Source organism: Acinetobacter sp. Ac_5812 (assembly GCF_013072695.1).
Classification (GTDB): domain Bacteria; phylum Pseudomonadota; class Gammaproteobacteria; order Pseudomonadales; family Moraxellaceae; genus Acinetobacter.
In genome coordinates this window covers 40,599-57,066 of record NZ_LXUK01000026.1, presented here as the reverse complement: position 1 = coordinate 57,066, position 16,468 = coordinate 40,599, and the positions used below count along the sequence as shown (strand labels likewise).

Sequence of the window (16,468 nt, the reverse complement as noted above, 5' to 3'; positions counted from 1 at the left end):
GAAAACCTTTAAGTATTATTACCATAAAAGTAATTTTGAATTGATTTAATAAGTTTAGTTTCGGTTTCTTGAGTATATAAACTACCTGAAATTAGTTTTAAGCCAGTATCAGTTTTAAGCCAATGTAGTGTATTAAAATGGTCATTAGCGATATGGCTACTCTTGTGCATGCGCGACACAAAACCAGTGTTCAGACCAGTATCAAACAGGCGTGGACAGCTTGGTGCGTGGACATGATAGAGGACTTCACGGCGTTGATTGCTAGAGGGTGATTTACCTACGCCACGGCGTACTGGCATACCTTTGTGCTTTCTATAACTACTGAGAAATGAATCAATCGTATCGTTATACGTGGGTTGCATCAGGTAGCCACGGTGATTGTAGATGTCAGTTTTAGGATGAATAGAGAAATTAAATAAGCTAAGCATTTTACCAAGTAAGATTAATAGCTCAGGACTACCTTTAAGGTTGGTACCAATCAAACTATCTTTAATAGTTTTAATAGTATCCGTGCGATACTCTAAAACCACATAGTCACCCCAATTAGAGGTTAAGCTTAAAGCATCTTCATCAGATATGTTGGCTTCAGTATCTTCATAGCAAAACACAATGATCAATACTTTAACGTTGTTGCCGTTAAACAAAACTTCGTTTTGATGCGCGAAAAAACCATATAAAGGTTTGTCGTTGTGTCCTAGACCTGGTGTATGAATAAAGTTGGTCCACTGAAAGTAGTAATTCAGCAAATGACCATCGACATAGCGACCGTTTTCATCATTCAATAGGGTGCGATATACATCATTTTCAAGCTTTAGCACGGGTTGGCTGTACCGCCAAGCGCTCAACGCTGCAGTCGTAAATGCAAAGTCATAAAAGTTAAACTCAGGGTTCATATTTTTATAGAACAATGCATAAGGCTGTAACACACTTTCCCATACCTGTAATGGGATAAAGATGTTGGAACCCCACTTAGGAATCTCCGCAAAATAACCAGTGCCATAGGTATGATTTACGTTATCCCAAAACAGGCGTTCTAGCTGTTTATAGTCTGGAATGTCTTCGCTTTTAACCAATGATGCTGTACATAATGCTAACTTTTTCTCCAGTGCCAATAATTGACTGACAGGAGGGTATAAGCGACCAGCTTTTTGCGTAAAAACTTCCGCATTCAACTTTGATATAACATCAGCAAAGATTGAATCTTTCACTATACTGGTCTTCCATAAAAGGTGTGTGAGGGTGGCTAATTAGTATAAGGCATTCTAACAAGTTGTATGTATTCTATAAGGCGTAAAACTCTAAAAAGTTGATAATATATATCAGTTTTTAAAGCATTCACATTTCATACATAATTCTAACCTTGCTCAAATATAACATCATATTGTTTGCGATTTCTAAACAACAGTTTAACTAATCTGCAATATATCAGGGTAGAGCTGAGTATAGGGCTTAATCATTACTTTTGTTCAGCATGAGATAATAGTTTGTGGAATTTCCGTGAATATGATTAAAAAAGCTTTAAAACTTATTAGAGATCGGTTATATTACGAATCAAGGGATATTACCCTATTTAATAAACTATTAGACTGAGATTGTTCTAATAGTTTTTTTTTGCCCTTTTTTTGACATTTCCTGTTTTTTCTTCTATAGCTTCTGCTATATTTCTCCATATTTTACTCTATTTTTCGTTATTTTGATTAATTTTTAATCAATGTTAAAAGCTTAAATAATCAGCAACTTAGCCATTTATACCCACTACTATCCACAAAAACCTGTGCATAAAAAAACCAAATATTAAATCCCAAAATGGAATTTCTTCAATTTTAAGCTATAATTATGCTCATAGTTTTAATCATTGTAGTGGACTTAGTTATGAGCCATGTAGACCAAATAGAAACGATTAAAATTACTAACCGCGAAATCGGAATATTGCCTAACAATGTGCCAGTAGTAGATCAGTTTTTGAATAACTACCGCACACATAAAGCATCAACGACTCATTCAGTGGCTAGTAATTCACCTTTAATGAACATTACCAATTCAATGCATGTGCATCGAGTAGAAGATTCCCCCTATACTCAACCTATTCGTAAACTTCATTAGAAATAAAAAAAGCAGCGATTTCGCTGCTTTTTTATTGCCTATTGCATTTCTTTAGTGCTGATCCATATAGCTTTGAGTGAGCTTCTTACGCTCGTAATTCTCTTTGAGCTGTATGCCAATACCAATAATTATTATAGGTAAAATGGCTAGGGCAAAAAGAATGCAGATCGAATCAAAAATTGGCCTGGGCATATGAGCGCATTATTGCGGATTCGCATTGGTTAATTCCTCCAGTGTTGGTGGTTTTGTGGCGACTGGTTCATTTGCTGGTGCTTCAGGTGACACTTCTGGTACTTCAGGTGATACTTCTGGTGTTGAATTTGGTTCTTGTTGTGGATCTAACTTGTCTTCATAAGACTCTTGTGGAAGGCTATTGCTTGCAACAAAGTTATCTAGAATATCCTGAGCCTTATATGCCTTATTGCATTCGTCATTTGAGGCGTACATTTCTTTTTGTACGCTATCGTCTAAATACTTTTCTCGGCCATCACTAACATCATCGCTGTAATAACCAGCTTTCTTAGCAGAATCTATATAAATGGAATAACAAATATTTAAAACATTACTACGCTCGTAATCATGTTTGTAATACCAGTCAATACTACGTTCCTTTGCATCAGTTTTCGTATCTTCAAGGTATTGATCTAAGCGTTTCTCTTGTGGCGTAGACGAACACCCGATGATTAACAATGAGGTGCTTAAAACTATAAGTTTTTTAATCATGGTTTTAGCTTAAAACAAACGATACCTTTATAGTACAACATTAATTCGTTAAATAATATTTTTGGAATTTTAATTTGTGACGGTTAAACAGTGCATTTTCAAGCAATTAAGCCATTTTTTCCCATAATTTTAGATAAATATTGTTGTCTTTTTTCGCGTAGATTATTGAAAACAGGAAGTAATTTAACCACTTGAAATGTTCATCCAACTAAAGATTAAGAAATAAGCCCTTAAAAGTGTTTGTTTATCAACCCTTAAACCTATTTAAACATTTTAAAATTGTATATACTTAAACCATTACTAGATTAACTTCAGTAATTATTACTAAAGAAAGTTAAAAATTGGATGAATTTTAATGAGTAGTTTGTTCATAGTAGAGTCACCCGGAAAGGTCGAAAAAATTCAACATATCTTGGATGACCTGTATCCGCACGAATTCGTTGTACGCGCTTCAGTTGGCCATGTATGTGATTTACCTAATCATGAGATCGGTTTCTCATATCCAGCCTTTGTTCCTAAATACGAAATATCTCAAAATAAAACACGCGTTGTTCAAGAATTAAGACAGGCTGCTAAAAATGCAGATACGGTTTTCCTCGCAACTGACTTGGACCGTGAAGGTGAAGCCATTGCATATCACTTAAAACGTATCCTGAACTTATCTGACGATCAGTATATTCGCGTCAAATATAACGCTATTGATAAAACTACGATCGCTAATGCACTTCAAAATGGTGAAGAGCTGGATCAAGGTATGGTGGCATCTCAAGAAACACGCCGTTTCCTTGACCGTATGATCGGTTTTTACTTGTATGAGCCAATTTCAAATATTTTAAAAGGCAAATTTCCTGTTGGCCGTGTTCAATCTGCCGTACTCGTTGTGCTTGGTGATTTAGAAGATCTACTGAAAAACTTCAAATCACATGAACATTACAACCTTGAAGTAACTCTAAAACAAGGTTGGGCTGCGAAATGGGATTTTTCTAAGTGGCTTAATCCTGAAATGAAGGATGTGCACAATAACCAGTGGTTAGATAAAGCTTCAATTACCCGTCTACAAAGCGAAATTGATAAAAAAGACTTAACCATTACCAGTGTTGAAACTAAGCCATCTTTCCGTAGTGCTCCAGCGCCGTTTATTACTGTTGATCTGCAAGCTGCAGCTGCAGCGCGTCTTGGTTTGGATCTAAAACAAACTATGGAAGCAGCGCAAAAGTTATATGAAGGTGGTTATATCACTTACCATCGTACTGATGCTGCTGTAATTTCGCCTGAGGGGATGCAAGCTCTAGAAGCTTTTGGTGAGAGAGAGGGCATTGCGATTATCGGCAATAAAACCAAATCTCGCGATGGTGCTCAAGAAGCACATGAATGTATTCGTCCTAGTGACTTCTTTACCTTTGAAGCTGGTAAGGACCAAGTTCAAAAGGATCTATACCGTCTAATCTGGTTGCGTACTGTTGCATCGCAAATGGCTCCAGCTGAATACGAAGTTAAATCCGTTATAGGTGTCTATAAAGATGTCACTCTCAATGTAGATGGTGAAAGCATTACTAAAGATGCTGAATTCAAAGCTTCTAGCCGTATCTTAAAAGAAGATGGCTGGTTGGGCTTATTAAAGACCTACAGTATTGATGAAAATGCACTTGAATACGTGGACGGTGAAGAAGATTCAGAAAAAGAACCTGAACATACGCTACCTATAGATATTGAAGTCGGTCAAAACCACAATGTTATTGCTGGTAAAGTTATCGCGACCAAAACCAAACCACGTTCACGCTACACCGTACCATCATTGGTCAAATTACTTGAGAAAAAAGGAATTGGTCGTCCTAGTACTTACCAATCAATCTTTGAACGGTTAATCAAGCACGGCTATATCAAGCTTGTTAAAAAGAAAATTGAAGTTACACCGCATGGATTGAAGTTGATTCAAAACATTAGAGGTAAGTTTAGTTTTGCAGATCCGCTTTACACCAAAGAAATTGAAGAAACACTGGATCTAATCGCTACTGGTGATGCCGATTACAAACAAGAACTCCAAAAGTTCCATTTAGGGATTGAAAGTGAATTAGGACAGTTCTCAAAACATTGGCTTGATTCATTCCCTGTCTACAAATGTAAAAACTGTGATGACGGACGCATGTTGCCGAAAATCGGTACCAATCGCGACAAAACAACATCGGTCTACTGGTCATGTAATTCATGCAAAAGTTCAGCGCCAAACAGAAATGTTGATGGTAAAGATGAACCGGGTAAGCCAACTGTACGTGAGCCAACTGCTCATTTATGTTTATGTGGCAAATCACTGACTCAGGTTACAACTGATAAATCTGTATTTTTTGAGTGCTCTCAACGTGCGTTCGTAGATGGCACCTGTAAAGAAACATACCGTTCTACAAATGACGAAAGCGGTAACTTGGTTCCTGATTTTGACGAATATCGCCGTAACCATACATACAAATGTCAGCTTGAAGGGTGTGGCGGTTGGTTGCGTGAGTTAAAAGGTATTTCAACTTCTTCAGGTAAGCCGTATCACTTCTTTTCTTGTGAAAAATCCAATCCAAACCTGAAAGGCAAAAAATGTAAGTCGGGTCCATTAGAGGTGTTCCCTGATGGTAGTCCTAACTACGAGCCAAGATTCCAAGTGACCAAAACAGAGTATCCATGTATCTGTAAAAAGCCTCTTGTACATACCAAGTACCGCAAAGAACCTGGTGTTTACGAAGAGCGATACAGTTGTGAAGCTGCATCATGTAAACGTTATTTCGACATATTGCCAGATGGATCACCAGATACCCAACTTACAAAATCTCGCACTGGCAACGAAGCCAAGTGTTTTGAGTGTGGCCAGACCATGATTCAGTCTGCATTTAATTTACGTGGTGAACGTAAGTATAAATGGGATTGCTTTAGCTGTGGTGCAAGTGGATACGACAACAACGGTGAGCCAGTTCAACGTGGCAAAAAGAAAGCCAAGTCTAAATCGACCTCTACAAAAGCTAAATCAAGTAAATAATTGAATAGGTGAATAAATGAGTAATCACGAACCAGATGATATGGACAACATCGGGAAGGAAGCTGAAGAAGCGATCAAAATCCAACCCGATGATGAACATGTAAGTGAGCCTGAACAGCCAGCCAAGACAGCAAAGAAGGGCAAAAAAGTAAACATTGATGAAAACTTTGTTGCTAATCATAAAAAGCTAATCTTGATTGGCGGTGGTGTTCTTTTCTTTTTGTTATTTGCTGTGGTTATTTTTGGCAATCAAAACATCGAAGTTGAACGTCCACAACAAAGCGATGTTGAACTTGAAGCTCGACTGCAGAGTGAAGTTGCAAGACGAGTAAAAGAAGAAAGTATGAAATTGGCTGCTCAGCGCAATGAAATTATCGACCGTATTAGTCGTAACTTTGACTGTAACGCACCACAAGTATTCTGTCATGCACAAGATACGTCAGAACCGTATTCAACTGTCGTTGCTAGTTTGCAGAACTTCCAATTTCAGCCAGATACGCCGTATGAAGTTTACATTGAAGTCTACCCCTTGAAAGTGGATGCCCAAAACCCACAATCAAGTCAGCGTAAAGGAAGTGTTTGTAGCCCGAACAACGTGCACCTTTTCTTATGCCAAAAAATCGTAATGAAAAATCCTGCGCTTATGGCCAATCAGATCCGCGAACTATATGCGCTACTAACGCCGTCTATGACTTATCGCTTGCAGATCAGCAGTCGTCCAATTACGCCAAGTGACATCGATCTGACATTGATTACTACCGAACTGGACAAAATGAATGCCGATTCTGCAACTGCTAGTGAACCTGAATTGGAGTGTGTACCGCCAGATCCTAAAAAAGATCCTGTTGCGTACAACTTATACGAAACAGGGGGCATGTCTTGTCAAGACATCATGAAGGACTTAGCTGCACGTAAGACAACTGCTCCAGCTGGTCAACCTGGTCAACCTGGTCAAGCTCAACAAAGTGGTGGTGAACAACCACAACATCCTGATGCATTTGGTACGCCAGTAGCAACACATTAAACATACTAATAAGAAACGGATTGATTTTGGTTAATCCGCTATTAATTGGCTTTTGGTTGAGAATACTAATTTAAGCATCTGTTTATCAAATAGATCTTAAAAAAATGAAACAATAAAATGCAGATTTATTCTGCATTTTTTAATTTTCACATTACAATAGTTTAATTTCGCAACTTTTAAGCAACCGGGTACGCTATGAACAACCCAACCAAAATTCAAGATCTGCAAGTGGCAGATTTGCCGTCCACGTTTAAGCTGAAGAAAAAACATAAAGAAGAAGTTTTTCTGAAGTACAAAGAGTTGAATGAGGCACTATTCAAAGTAGGGTACATTCCAGTGACGTTCTCAGACTTTGTGCATGCACTTATAGAAACTGGCGTAAAGGGATTTTCTGTCGAAGAATATGTCAACGCTCAATTAAACTCTTAATATTAGAGCTCTAATTATTTTTTTGATGTCAAAAAAAAATGGACCACATTCGTAATCCATTCCTTTATTTTCTTTAACGATTAACTTTCTATTTTGGTACCACACTGAGGGCAAAACAGCATATTGTCCTGAAGTGGTTCACCACATTTCACACAAAACATATTCTTTTTCGGTTTGATGATCACGGGTACTTGATCTGATAGATCCTGACTGTGTGTTTCAGGGTTATTCATCAATCCAAGATGTGTACCATGTGTTCTTGGTGAGCTTTTATTGATTGCGCTATTCATCTGGTTCATAGATGACATGCGGTTAATATCTACTTCAGACGTTGGGGCAACCACAATGCTTTGGCTTTTGGCAAAGTCGGCTAAATGCTCTTTCAGTACAACAGCATCATCAGTACAAGCAGTCATGCTCAAGATCGCACGGTTTTGATATTTACCGAAGGTCGTTGTGCTAATTTCAGCGTACCAGACACGTAACGTCATGGTTTCAACATTGATGACTTCTTTTTGTGATTTCACGCTGTCGTCAAGGTAACGGCCAAAGTTCATTTGAGACAATTGATAGCTACCTTTAGCCTCAACCCATATTAGTTTTGATACAAAGTCAAAACGGCTCCATAGGTAATTACCGTGCTCAAAACAAAACTTCCCTAAGATCCACATCGATACACCAAAGAAACCATAAGTGAAGTCGCTAAAATCCAGATAGCTTCCGTTATATAGACCTTTGGCAAAAATAGTCATTAATACGACTGAAGCAATAAAACTTAACAATCCAAAACTATTGAGGATGGCTAACCAGCGATACTTTTCTTCTTTGAAGCATGAGCTCAATGTCATATCACGAAGGGTATTGATTGGCACTGGTTGAGTTTCTTCTAAGATCTCACCCTCAAAAGCACCGTTTTTACTGCGAGAGTTGATAACTGGCAACTGGCGTGAATAGATTCTGTTAGGAATAGCACTTTCCCAATTCTTTTGTAGATGGCGTTCAAGTTCATCAAACAATTGCATTGGTTGGCAATTCATACTCAAACTATCCTGAACGACTCCAGCACTGGCTTGTGGTGGCTGTTTTACCATTTGAGCAATCACGGCCAAGAAGAATATCGCAATCGCAATCAGCGCTGCAATTAACGTAAAAATTGCTTTATCCATGCTTGGCAACCAAATAGGTGCAACTGCATGTTGGGTAAGGATAGGAACCAATACAGGTCCAAGAATGGCGACTAAAACCAAACCAATGACTTTAGATAAACCAATTTCTTGTGCACCTGAGTTCGGATTAGCCATAGGACGCAATAAAACAATCAAAATAATGGCGTTGTAAACAATCCCAAGCCAAGCACCTGTATTGGGTGATGCACCCACATACGCGATTAGAGCACTCACTAAGGTAATCAGAAAAACAATCGCATTTTGAAATTGAGCTTCTGCAGCGTTACGGATGAATAATGGCGAAAAAATAAGATTAGGGAACAGTGAATATAGAATCCCGTTCACTGAGCCTTTTGGTTCTTCATAAATCAAAGCGCTTTGGCGTAGGATCTCTTTAATATCGGTTGCACCAGGATAAGCACCAGTTTCTTGAATGGATAACTCCTGTGCAAGTCCGGCTGGTTGATCACGACCAAAGTAGAACTTTAGGTTTGATAAGCCTGTGGTCAGCAGTAGAGCGCCATAACTGAACATTGCTAGACCAACTATAAGCGGTGGTAGTGCAACAAATACACCGTTACTGAATAGACCTTTTGCACTGAAAATTAAGCTTAGGCCAGCCAGCATAAAAACGATGGCACCGATCACTTTAAAAATGTTTTCTATTCGGTAGGGATTAGGGAATTCAAACCGCTTATCTTGCGAGTTATATTCATATGCCATTTTTAATACTCCTTAACGCATTTATCTAATTACGTTTTAACTGGTTAATTATAACTAAGTCGTGGGGTATAAAGTTTTTTTAGTTAAAATGAATCACTGTTTTAGTTAAGTTTTAATAAGGGAATTTAAAAAGTATTTTAAAGGCGCATTAAAAAAGGGGATAACGAATCCCCTTTAAAGATGTACCAAGCTTATGTGCTGTTATTTGTTTTGATCTGCTTGTTTTTGAGCATCTGCAGCTGCAGCGTTCAGCATAGAAGACATATCATTTTGCTCGTCCTCTTTTGGTGGATTTTGTTCTGCAGTTTTTTGATGTGCATCAAAATCGTGGCCCTCAACTTTTGAAGGTTTTTCATTATCGACATAAGCTTCACGCGCTGCTTGTAGGTCTGCAGATGGATCTACTTTGTCAATTTGTTCATCTGGTTGAATAGGTTTTGATTGAGATGTTGATTCTTCTTTTTTACTACAACCAACTAAAACCAAACCTACAGATAATAAGCCAGTTAATAATAGAGTTTTGAATGACATTTAATCGCCTCCAGCGAAACATAAGCAAAGGTATAGTCACATATACTTATAATGTATATACCAAAATTTAACTAAAACTAGTCCGTTGTATAACGTGACCTTTATAAAAACGGTTTAAGTATATACCAATTGCAAATTTTCTTGTTATCGGCTGAAAGCTAATAGAATAGGGTATCGCTTAACGACACTATATAATGGCAAAAAAAAACCACCTTTTACGGTGGTTTCACTAGTTTTAAAGATTAAATCTCTTTAAGGTCTAGATTTTGTTCGCAATAACTACGTACAGCTTCTTTATCTGAAGGATCTAAACCCTTTTCAATCATTTCTTCACGTAACCATTTAATTACTTGACCGCGACCAGCCCAACGTAAGCTGTTGTTTTCACGGTGAACCCATTCATGCGTAAGCTTACGTTTTTGACGTCTTACAGGCTCAACTTTTGTGGTATCAATGTGGTTGTTTTTTAGATATTCACTAAGTGTATGGATGTCCACAACACCATCGGCAGTAATTTTTTCTGAAATGATTGCATTAATGGCACTAACAGCATCGTGAAAAGCTTTATTTTCTTTAACGACTAGTTGTTGTTGAAGTTCTTCAATATAATTCTGAAGTTCAACAGGTGACATTTGAGCAACATTTTCTGGTTTTGATACATTTAACATGTCATTAGTTCCAGTATTGCGAGTTAAGTTGTTCATGATTAAACCTTTAGAAATATATTTGAAAATTAATTCAAAATATCTCTTACGACAAAACCATTTTTACACATTTACATTATTAAAATCAATTAGAGTTAATCGTATTTATACCTAAATATACCTTGAAATGGTTTTTCTTATAACTTTTATGTCGGGAATTTCCTTAAACCTAATGACAGGAATGCCAGCACTCTTCAAAAGCTCGTCACGCCTTTTATCTTTATCCTGGGTATATTTATGATAATGCCCATCAAGCTCAATAGATAATATAGGATTGTAGTCTTCATCAACAATCAAATAGTCCACGTAAAGCCTAGAAAACTGATTTCGGGTACTTATGTTTTGCGTGGTCATAAAAGCACTCATGCTTACTTGCACCAAAATGTTGCGTGATGGAATGACCTGTTCTAGTGCATCAAGCATTATAATCTCGTCTTTTGTAAGGACTTTTTTAGATACAAGCTCCTGATTCTTTTGAGGCTTACGATAGCCTTTTTTTGAATTCTTTTTGGCTTTAGTTTTAGGTTTGCGAAATACGCCACATAAAGCAAAAACAAACTTATACACTATATAAAACAATAATGAATAAATTATGGACTTTAACAAAAAGGAATTTAAAATCGTTTCCATAAACCTAATACACAACAAATTTTAAAGGGTGCTTAAACTTCTTAAACATATTAGATAGTTTTAACGGTGATTGATACGAATTAACTAAAAATGTTTAAGGACTATTAGTGATGCAATGTTAAAAATAGTATAATCTTGTAAAGACAGCTTAGAAGTAGTTTTAAAAGTAAAACTGGTTCTCACAAATAACACCGACTATTTCACTGGAAAAGTTTAAAATGGTATTTAATAAACGTACTTTAGCTTTACTGATTGGTACAATCTCGCTATCAGCACACCTCTATGCCAACAACACAACCGTTAAAGTCTCACAAACTCCAATTGTATCATCTTCACCAATTCCCTTAGTTAAAGCGAATGCAATTGAACAATACTATATCAATGTTAAACATCGCTTTAATGGTGCGGAATTTGAACAACCGCCTCGTAAAATTAAGAGCATTAAACTTAACTTGAATGTTATTAATAACGGGGAAGTGGTTTTAACGGCGCACGAAGCTGATAAATCCAAGCTGGAAGACTATTTACAGCAAAACCCTAAAAACTCGGAACTATTGGCCAGTTACGTTGCTCGTATGATCAATTACAACCACGGCTATACGGTTCCTGAAAACAAGGGTAAATACAGCAAGTATGCAAGTACGACTGTATATGAAGCTCTTCTTGATGAATTGAACTATAACTTCGCAACTACGCCAGTAGTATCAGTAGATAGCTATGCAAGCCAACAACAGCTTGAATCTGCTTATCTATACATCCTTTCTCGTTTAGATCCACAAGAAAAAGCGGTGTTTTGGCAATTTGTGAACACATACAAAGTAGGGGATAAGATTGAGATCCCTGAAGGTACTGTTATAGCAGATGTCTTGAACACTTATAAAATCCAATTGAATTTTAAAGCGCCTTAATCACTAAACAGGTAAGGAATATTTAGGAACAAACTATATTATTTTTTTAAAGTTATTTTTTACCTGTTCCTATATGTATTCGCCTTTTTATGTTTCCTCATGGTATTGGGTGTTTTATTCATTATTTTGGTGTGAGTTCTAATTAACTATGCGACATTCCAAACAACCATTGCATATTCCTACATAAACATACCACCTATTCCTGTTCGTACCATACCAGTCGTTCCTATTCGTAATGAGCCAAAAATGAATAAACCACAAATAGCAGAAGCACAATTTAAACTTAGATTACCAACATCTTTAAAGTTAAAAATTGAAAATGAAGCTCAAGGCTTGAAGCGATCCATGAATGCTGAAATTGTGGCACGACTAGAAAATAGCTTTAACTTTAAAAAATTAGACAATAATAGTGTATTGAACCCATATCAACTTCTTGATCGTAAGAAAGAACTGTCAAATCGCTTAATTAAAGCAATAGAGTATTTTAATTCATTACAGGCAAAAGAAATTAAATATACACACATTGCTGAACAACTAGGATATGAAACTGCTGAACTTGTCTTAGACTGGATACAAGGTAAACATGAACCATCTTTCCAACAACTTCGAGAGATAGCAAAGTATCTAAAAGTTAATCCGTCTTGGCTTCTACATGGCGATGGTGAAATCAGTTCTTGAATAATAGTATCATTATTGATACTATTTGAGGATTGGAATTATTGAGCATATTAATGGCTGATATTGATCAACTCATAGAGCAAATGCGGAATAATCCAAAAAATATTCGGTATGTGGATTTACTCAAGGTTTGCAAACAGTATTTTGGTGAGCCAAGGCAAACAGGTGGTAGTCACACCGTATTTAAAACACCGTGGCAAGGCGATCCTCGTATAAATCTTCAAGATGATAGTGGAAAAGCTAAACCGTATCAGGTGAAGCAAGTTTTGGCTGCACTTGATAAACTAAATGCATTGTGAGGTGGGAAATGGATAGTAAGCAATATACTTACCGTGTTATGTGGTCAGCAGAAGATAATGAATACGTTGGACTATGTGCTGAATTTCCATCGTTATCTTGGCTTGATGCAGATCAATCTAAAGCATTTTCAGGCATTGTTAATGTTGTTGCTGAGGTTGTAGCCGACATGATCAGCAATAATGAAAAAGTACCAGTACCACTTTCAGAGAAGAAATACAGTGGTCGTTTTGCTGTACGTGTTCCATCAATGGTTCATCAAAAACTAGCCTTGGAAGCAGCAGAACGTGGTGTAAGCATGAATCGTTTAGTATCTGCAAAATTAGCGATGTAAGCAGTTTTAAGGATATGAGATTTTTCTCATATCCAGTGGTTTGAGAAACAGGAACGACTGGTATGGTACGAACAGGAACAGGTGGTCGTTTTATCCAGTATTTTGCAAACCATGCGATAAGGCTTGCTCAAGGGAATTTAGATGAAAAAAACAAATGTCCATATCTTCATTTGGAAATTTGTAATTGGATTATTCTTTTTTAGTTTTCTTATGACTTATGTTCACTCAAATGCTGAAATTACAAATTTATCAATGTTGTTTTATGGGTTTAAGGTAGGTCTGTGGTTTGCAACTATTGCTACCACTTTGATTTGTGTATTGCTCGGTTTAGCAAAGCTCTTAAACAATAAACCTGAGAAAAATGAGCTTATTTACTCATGGTTTTATACATCGACAAAATATACGCTAGTGTTTGTTTGCACATTAGCTGTTGCTATTTTTGTCGCATAGTTAAGTGTAATTTTTTGGTCTTATCGCAACATTGATTAGTAAATTTGTCGCACAGTTCTTTAGAATATTGAATGTATTTTATTGATATTTTATAAAACTGTCGCTTAGTAAATTGGAACTGACATTTGGGGGTCCATTACAGCATCAGCAATAGTTGGATCATGAAATTGCTCAAACCATAAATTTCGGAACTTGACTTTTAATCAACCAATATATTGCTCGAAAATTAGAAGCATTGGGTTGATGTGATTATTTCGAATTTGTTATTAGAAATTAATTGAAAGCAGTATTTTTTAAACTTTAGGTGGAATGAAAAGGTGATTTTTTCAAGTATATTCACTGGTCTTTTTATGACGGTGGGTTTCACAGCGCTAATTTATAACTACGTGTTGATGGGTGGTAATTCTGGTTTGTTCTTTTTGGTTTGGGGTGGTGGTTTCTCTCTAGCAGGATTGTATTTCCATTACCACGGAACAATTGGGCAAATTGGGTGGCAGAGACAGCGCTTTGTTCGTAACACGCAAACACTTGAATGGTATAAGACTGAATACCCTCAATGTGTTGTGACTACAAATATCGTGAAATGTTGTTTTTGCGAAAGTACATCAATTCGCAGATATGCCTTAAAAAACAATACTTACAAAATTCGCAACTCTTGTGCTAAATGCGGTGAAGTTTTGTTTTATACGGATGAGGATTAATAATGACTATTCATGCGTATTATGGTGATGTTAGCCACCTGAAAAATGAACAAAAAATGTTTGAAGACTTATTAACCCAATTGAAGCTTCATTGGGGTAATAGTGAAGATTGGATTTATTTGTTCTATAACACAATGTGGTCAGGTCAGGAAATTGATGTTATTGCTTTCACCAAGGAAGCAATCGTTGTTATTGACCTAAAAAACTATTCAGGCAATCTGGTTGGGTCGGAAAATGGGGAATGGCAGATTAATGGTGAGCTTGAGGTTCAGGGTGGCTCTCAGATTAATCCATTTGTTCAGATTCGGAAGAACAGATTTGCTGTTTTAGAGTGGTTCAAAAGTGCTGAATTGTTTACCGACCAAAACTTAGGTTTTATTAGTGGTTGCATCATCCTGAATGAGTTATCTAGTACGCAAATGGATTTGTCTCATTCGGTAAGAAAGTGGTTTTATGTTACCGATATTGCCAATTCAGTGGATACTTTGTCTAGACTCCATACCAAGGGGATTAGTCTTGCTAGTGATGATATTGTATACCTAGTAAACAAGTTAAAACTTAAAGAATATTCTTGGGATCAGGGTGTTGCTCCTAGAGTTCGCAATCTTATTCAGTCAGAAGATCGTGATACTCCAAGTGATAATAGTCGTAATCAAAGTTCCGCTCCGATCAAATACACATTACATGATCAAATGGAAAAGAAATTCAAAGGTGTTTTAGCACCGTACCTATTTTTCTATGGAACGGTCATCATCTGTTTAGCTATTGCTTTTCATATTGCTAATGGTATGAAAGGTGAAGGGGTTGGGTACTTATTTAGTTTGATCTTTGGTCGCTAAAAATATCAGTTATTCAGGTTGGGATTCCGTAATTATTAAGCCTTTTCCTTTTTGCATTAAAAAAGCCTACATTGTAGGCTTTTAGCTTTTTTAGATCTGTATTACTGAATTAAGTCGTCAACGGCTTCACCAAGGTAGGTTGGATCGTATTGCTTATACAAATAGTTTTCCAGAATTGGTAAATCTGGTGCTAAAACCATTCGCGTAATTTTAGGACGATCTTCTTCAAGGTTAAGCTTCACATGTACGGCGAAGAAATCAATGTTGTTCGTGATGAAGTCATATTCTTTACGACCAGCACTTTTGAGTTGATCAACCATACGCGAAAAGAAGCGGTTATTCGTAATAGAGCAATTCAAGAACTCTAACGCATCTTTTTCAGTAACATTAATTTCAATAATGTTATTGAGGAAGGCTAGCTCTGGTTTAATTAAGTTGCCGTTACGGTCTGCAGTTAGACATTTTGTAGAAAAGGTACCAATACCAGCCATACGACCATCATATTTCACAAAACCGTGCTCTTCAGATGCAACTAAGTTTGACGCATGAACGTATAGAGTAGGGTGGTGCTTTGTATTCCACTCTAAATCAATAACGTCAGTTTCATTTTCTGCATAGAGAGTTTGTAAAAGGGATCTATTGAGGTTGGTATAGAGGACTTGATCAAGCTCTAATACTTTGCGGCGATATAGCTCAGCGAAGGCAATACCGTACTGAGATAAGATATTACATGTTGTATTGAAGCTATTGCAGTAAATCGCACGGTTATCGTTACCGCCGTCTCGATCCTCACTGACCACAATTACATGGTTCCCTAAAACACCATTGATTTTATAAACCACAATTGAGCCTAATGCGAAGTTTTGGGTAAGTAGTTCTTCACCCTCAAATCGTACTGCCGTGCAGTTTTTAATATTTTCTGCGCTTAAAGGATAATTACCCGGTGTGATGGACCACAATGTTGAGACTGGTACAAATAGAGGCTCAATAGAACTACTTAAGTCAACTCGACCAATCGTGATGATGCTTGTGCCGTTAAAACTATCGCCCTTGTGTTCTGCAACGGCTGATGTTCCGATCGTACCTGGTATTTGTGCGTTCTCTGAAGCGCTATTATTTGGTACAACTGATTCTGTCATGAAACAACTCACTAAAAGTTTTATCTTTGTTTAAAAATACCACATGATAAATAGTATTAAAACTTATACT

17 protein-coding genes are annotated in these 16,468 nt (G+C 36.9%); 10 read left to right on the top strand and 7 right to left on the bottom strand.

The features are described 5' to 3' along the window. Window positions 1-8 precede the first annotated feature (8 nt). Both A7P55_RS20015 and A7P55_RS20010 read right to left on the bottom strand, forming a co-directional pair. On the bottom strand, window positions 9-1,208 hold the full coding sequence (locus A7P55_RS20015; RefSeq protein WP_151834999.1) for a hypothetical protein: 1,200 nt from the start codon (window positions 1,206-1,208) through the stop codon (window positions 9-11). Between the two features lie 1,096 nt (window positions 1,209-2,304). Beyond that, window positions 2,305-2,793, bottom strand: a complete 489-nt coding sequence (locus A7P55_RS20010) for a hypothetical protein (RefSeq protein WP_227504920.1) — start codon at window positions 2,791-2,793, stop codon at window positions 2,305-2,307. Between the two features lie 388 nt (window positions 2,794-3,181). Here A7P55_RS20010 and A7P55_RS20005 point away from each other — a divergent pair, with 388 nt between their 5' ends. The 3 genes from A7P55_RS20005 to A7P55_RS19995 all read left to right on the top strand — a co-directional run bounded on the left by A7P55_RS20005 (window position 3,182) and on the right by A7P55_RS19995 (window position 7,298). Then, on the top strand, window positions 3,182-5,845 hold the full coding sequence (locus tag A7P55_RS20005) for a type IA DNA topoisomerase (protein ID WP_171553510.1): 2,664 nt from the start codon (window positions 3,182-3,184) through the stop codon (window positions 5,843-5,845). 16 nt (window positions 5,846-5,861) lie between these two features. Then, window positions 5,862-6,869, top strand: a complete 1,008-nt coding sequence (locus A7P55_RS20000) for a hypothetical protein (RefSeq protein ID WP_047471615.1) — start codon at window positions 5,862-5,864, stop codon at window positions 6,867-6,869. A gap of 195 nt (window positions 6,870-7,064) precedes the next feature. Beyond that, complete coding sequence (locus A7P55_RS19995; protein ID WP_005028471.1) at window positions 7,065-7,298, top strand: hypothetical protein; 234 nt, start codon at window positions 7,065-7,067, stop codon at window positions 7,296-7,298. A gap of 80 nt (window positions 7,299-7,378) precedes the next feature. Here A7P55_RS19995 and A7P55_RS19990 read toward each other — a convergent pair whose 3' ends face one another. From A7P55_RS19990 to A7P55_RS19975, 4 genes are all read right to left on the bottom strand, one after another. After that, entirely contained in the window at window positions 7,379-9,187 is a 1,809-nt protein-coding gene (locus A7P55_RS19990) for a zinc ribbon domain-containing protein (RefSeq protein WP_005006206.1), read from the bottom strand. Window positions 9,188-9,388: 201 nt separating this feature from the next. Continuing rightward, the gene (locus A7P55_RS19985) at window positions 9,389-9,718 is read right to left on the bottom strand and encodes a hypothetical protein (protein ID WP_005006208.1); all 330 of its coding nucleotides are present in this window, start codon (window positions 9,716-9,718) and stop codon (window positions 9,389-9,391) included. A gap of 242 nt (window positions 9,719-9,960) precedes the next feature. After that, on the bottom strand, window positions 9,961-10,422 hold the full coding sequence (locus tag A7P55_RS19980; RefSeq protein ID WP_038350047.1) for an H-NS histone family protein: 462 nt from the start codon (window positions 10,420-10,422) through the stop codon (window positions 9,961-9,963). Between the two features lie 111 nt (window positions 10,423-10,533). Continuing rightward, window positions 10,534-11,052 (bottom strand): DUF2726 domain-containing protein, encoded by a 519-nt coding sequence (locus A7P55_RS19975; protein ID WP_005006211.1) that lies wholly within the window; start codon window positions 11,050-11,052, stop codon window positions 10,534-10,536. A gap of 218 nt (window positions 11,053-11,270) precedes the next feature. Between A7P55_RS19975 and A7P55_RS19970 the strand changes: the two genes are divergently transcribed. From A7P55_RS19970 to A7P55_RS19940, 7 genes are all read left to right on the top strand, one after another. Beyond that, window positions 11,271-11,960, top strand: coding sequence for a hypothetical protein (locus A7P55_RS19970; RefSeq protein ID WP_005006214.1), 690 nt, complete (start codon window positions 11,271-11,273; stop codon window positions 11,958-11,960). Between the two features lie 246 nt (window positions 11,961-12,206). Continuing rightward, window positions 12,207-12,638, top strand: coding sequence for an Arc family DNA-binding protein (locus A7P55_RS19965; RefSeq protein ID WP_171553509.1), 432 nt, complete (start codon window positions 12,207-12,209; stop codon window positions 12,636-12,638). 53 nt (window positions 12,639-12,691) lie between these two features. Further along, window positions 12,692-12,937, top strand: coding sequence for a toxin HicA (locus tag A7P55_RS19960; RefSeq protein ID WP_171553508.1), 246 nt, complete (start codon window positions 12,692-12,694; stop codon window positions 12,935-12,937). 8 nt (window positions 12,938-12,945) lie between these two features. Then, window positions 12,946-13,269, top strand: a complete 324-nt coding sequence (locus tag A7P55_RS19955) for a toxin-antitoxin system HicB family antitoxin (RefSeq protein ID WP_171553507.1) — start codon at window positions 12,946-12,948, stop codon at window positions 13,267-13,269. A 141-nt stretch (window positions 13,270-13,410) separates the two neighbouring features. Beyond that, window positions 13,411-13,719, top strand: coding sequence for a hypothetical protein (locus A7P55_RS19950; protein WP_000753507.1), 309 nt, complete (start codon window positions 13,411-13,413; stop codon window positions 13,717-13,719). A gap of 350 nt (window positions 13,720-14,069) precedes the next feature. After that, on the top strand, window positions 14,070-14,420 hold the full coding sequence (locus tag A7P55_RS19945; RefSeq protein WP_216078121.1) for a hypothetical protein: 351 nt from the start codon (window positions 14,070-14,072) through the stop codon (window positions 14,418-14,420). A gap of 2 nt (window positions 14,421-14,422) precedes the next feature. After that, window positions 14,423-15,259: a nuclease-related domain-containing protein gene (locus tag A7P55_RS19940; protein WP_005006218.1), complete on the top strand. Its 837-nt coding sequence runs from the start codon at window positions 14,423-14,425 to the stop codon at window positions 15,257-15,259. Window positions 15,260-15,360: 101 nt separating this feature from the next. Here A7P55_RS19940 and A7P55_RS19935 read toward each other — a convergent pair whose 3' ends face one another. Beyond that, window positions 15,361-16,398, bottom strand: a complete 1,038-nt coding sequence (locus tag A7P55_RS19935) for a hypothetical protein (protein ID WP_005006219.1) — start codon at window positions 16,396-16,398, stop codon at window positions 15,361-15,363. Window positions 16,399-16,468 lie beyond the last annotated feature (70 nt).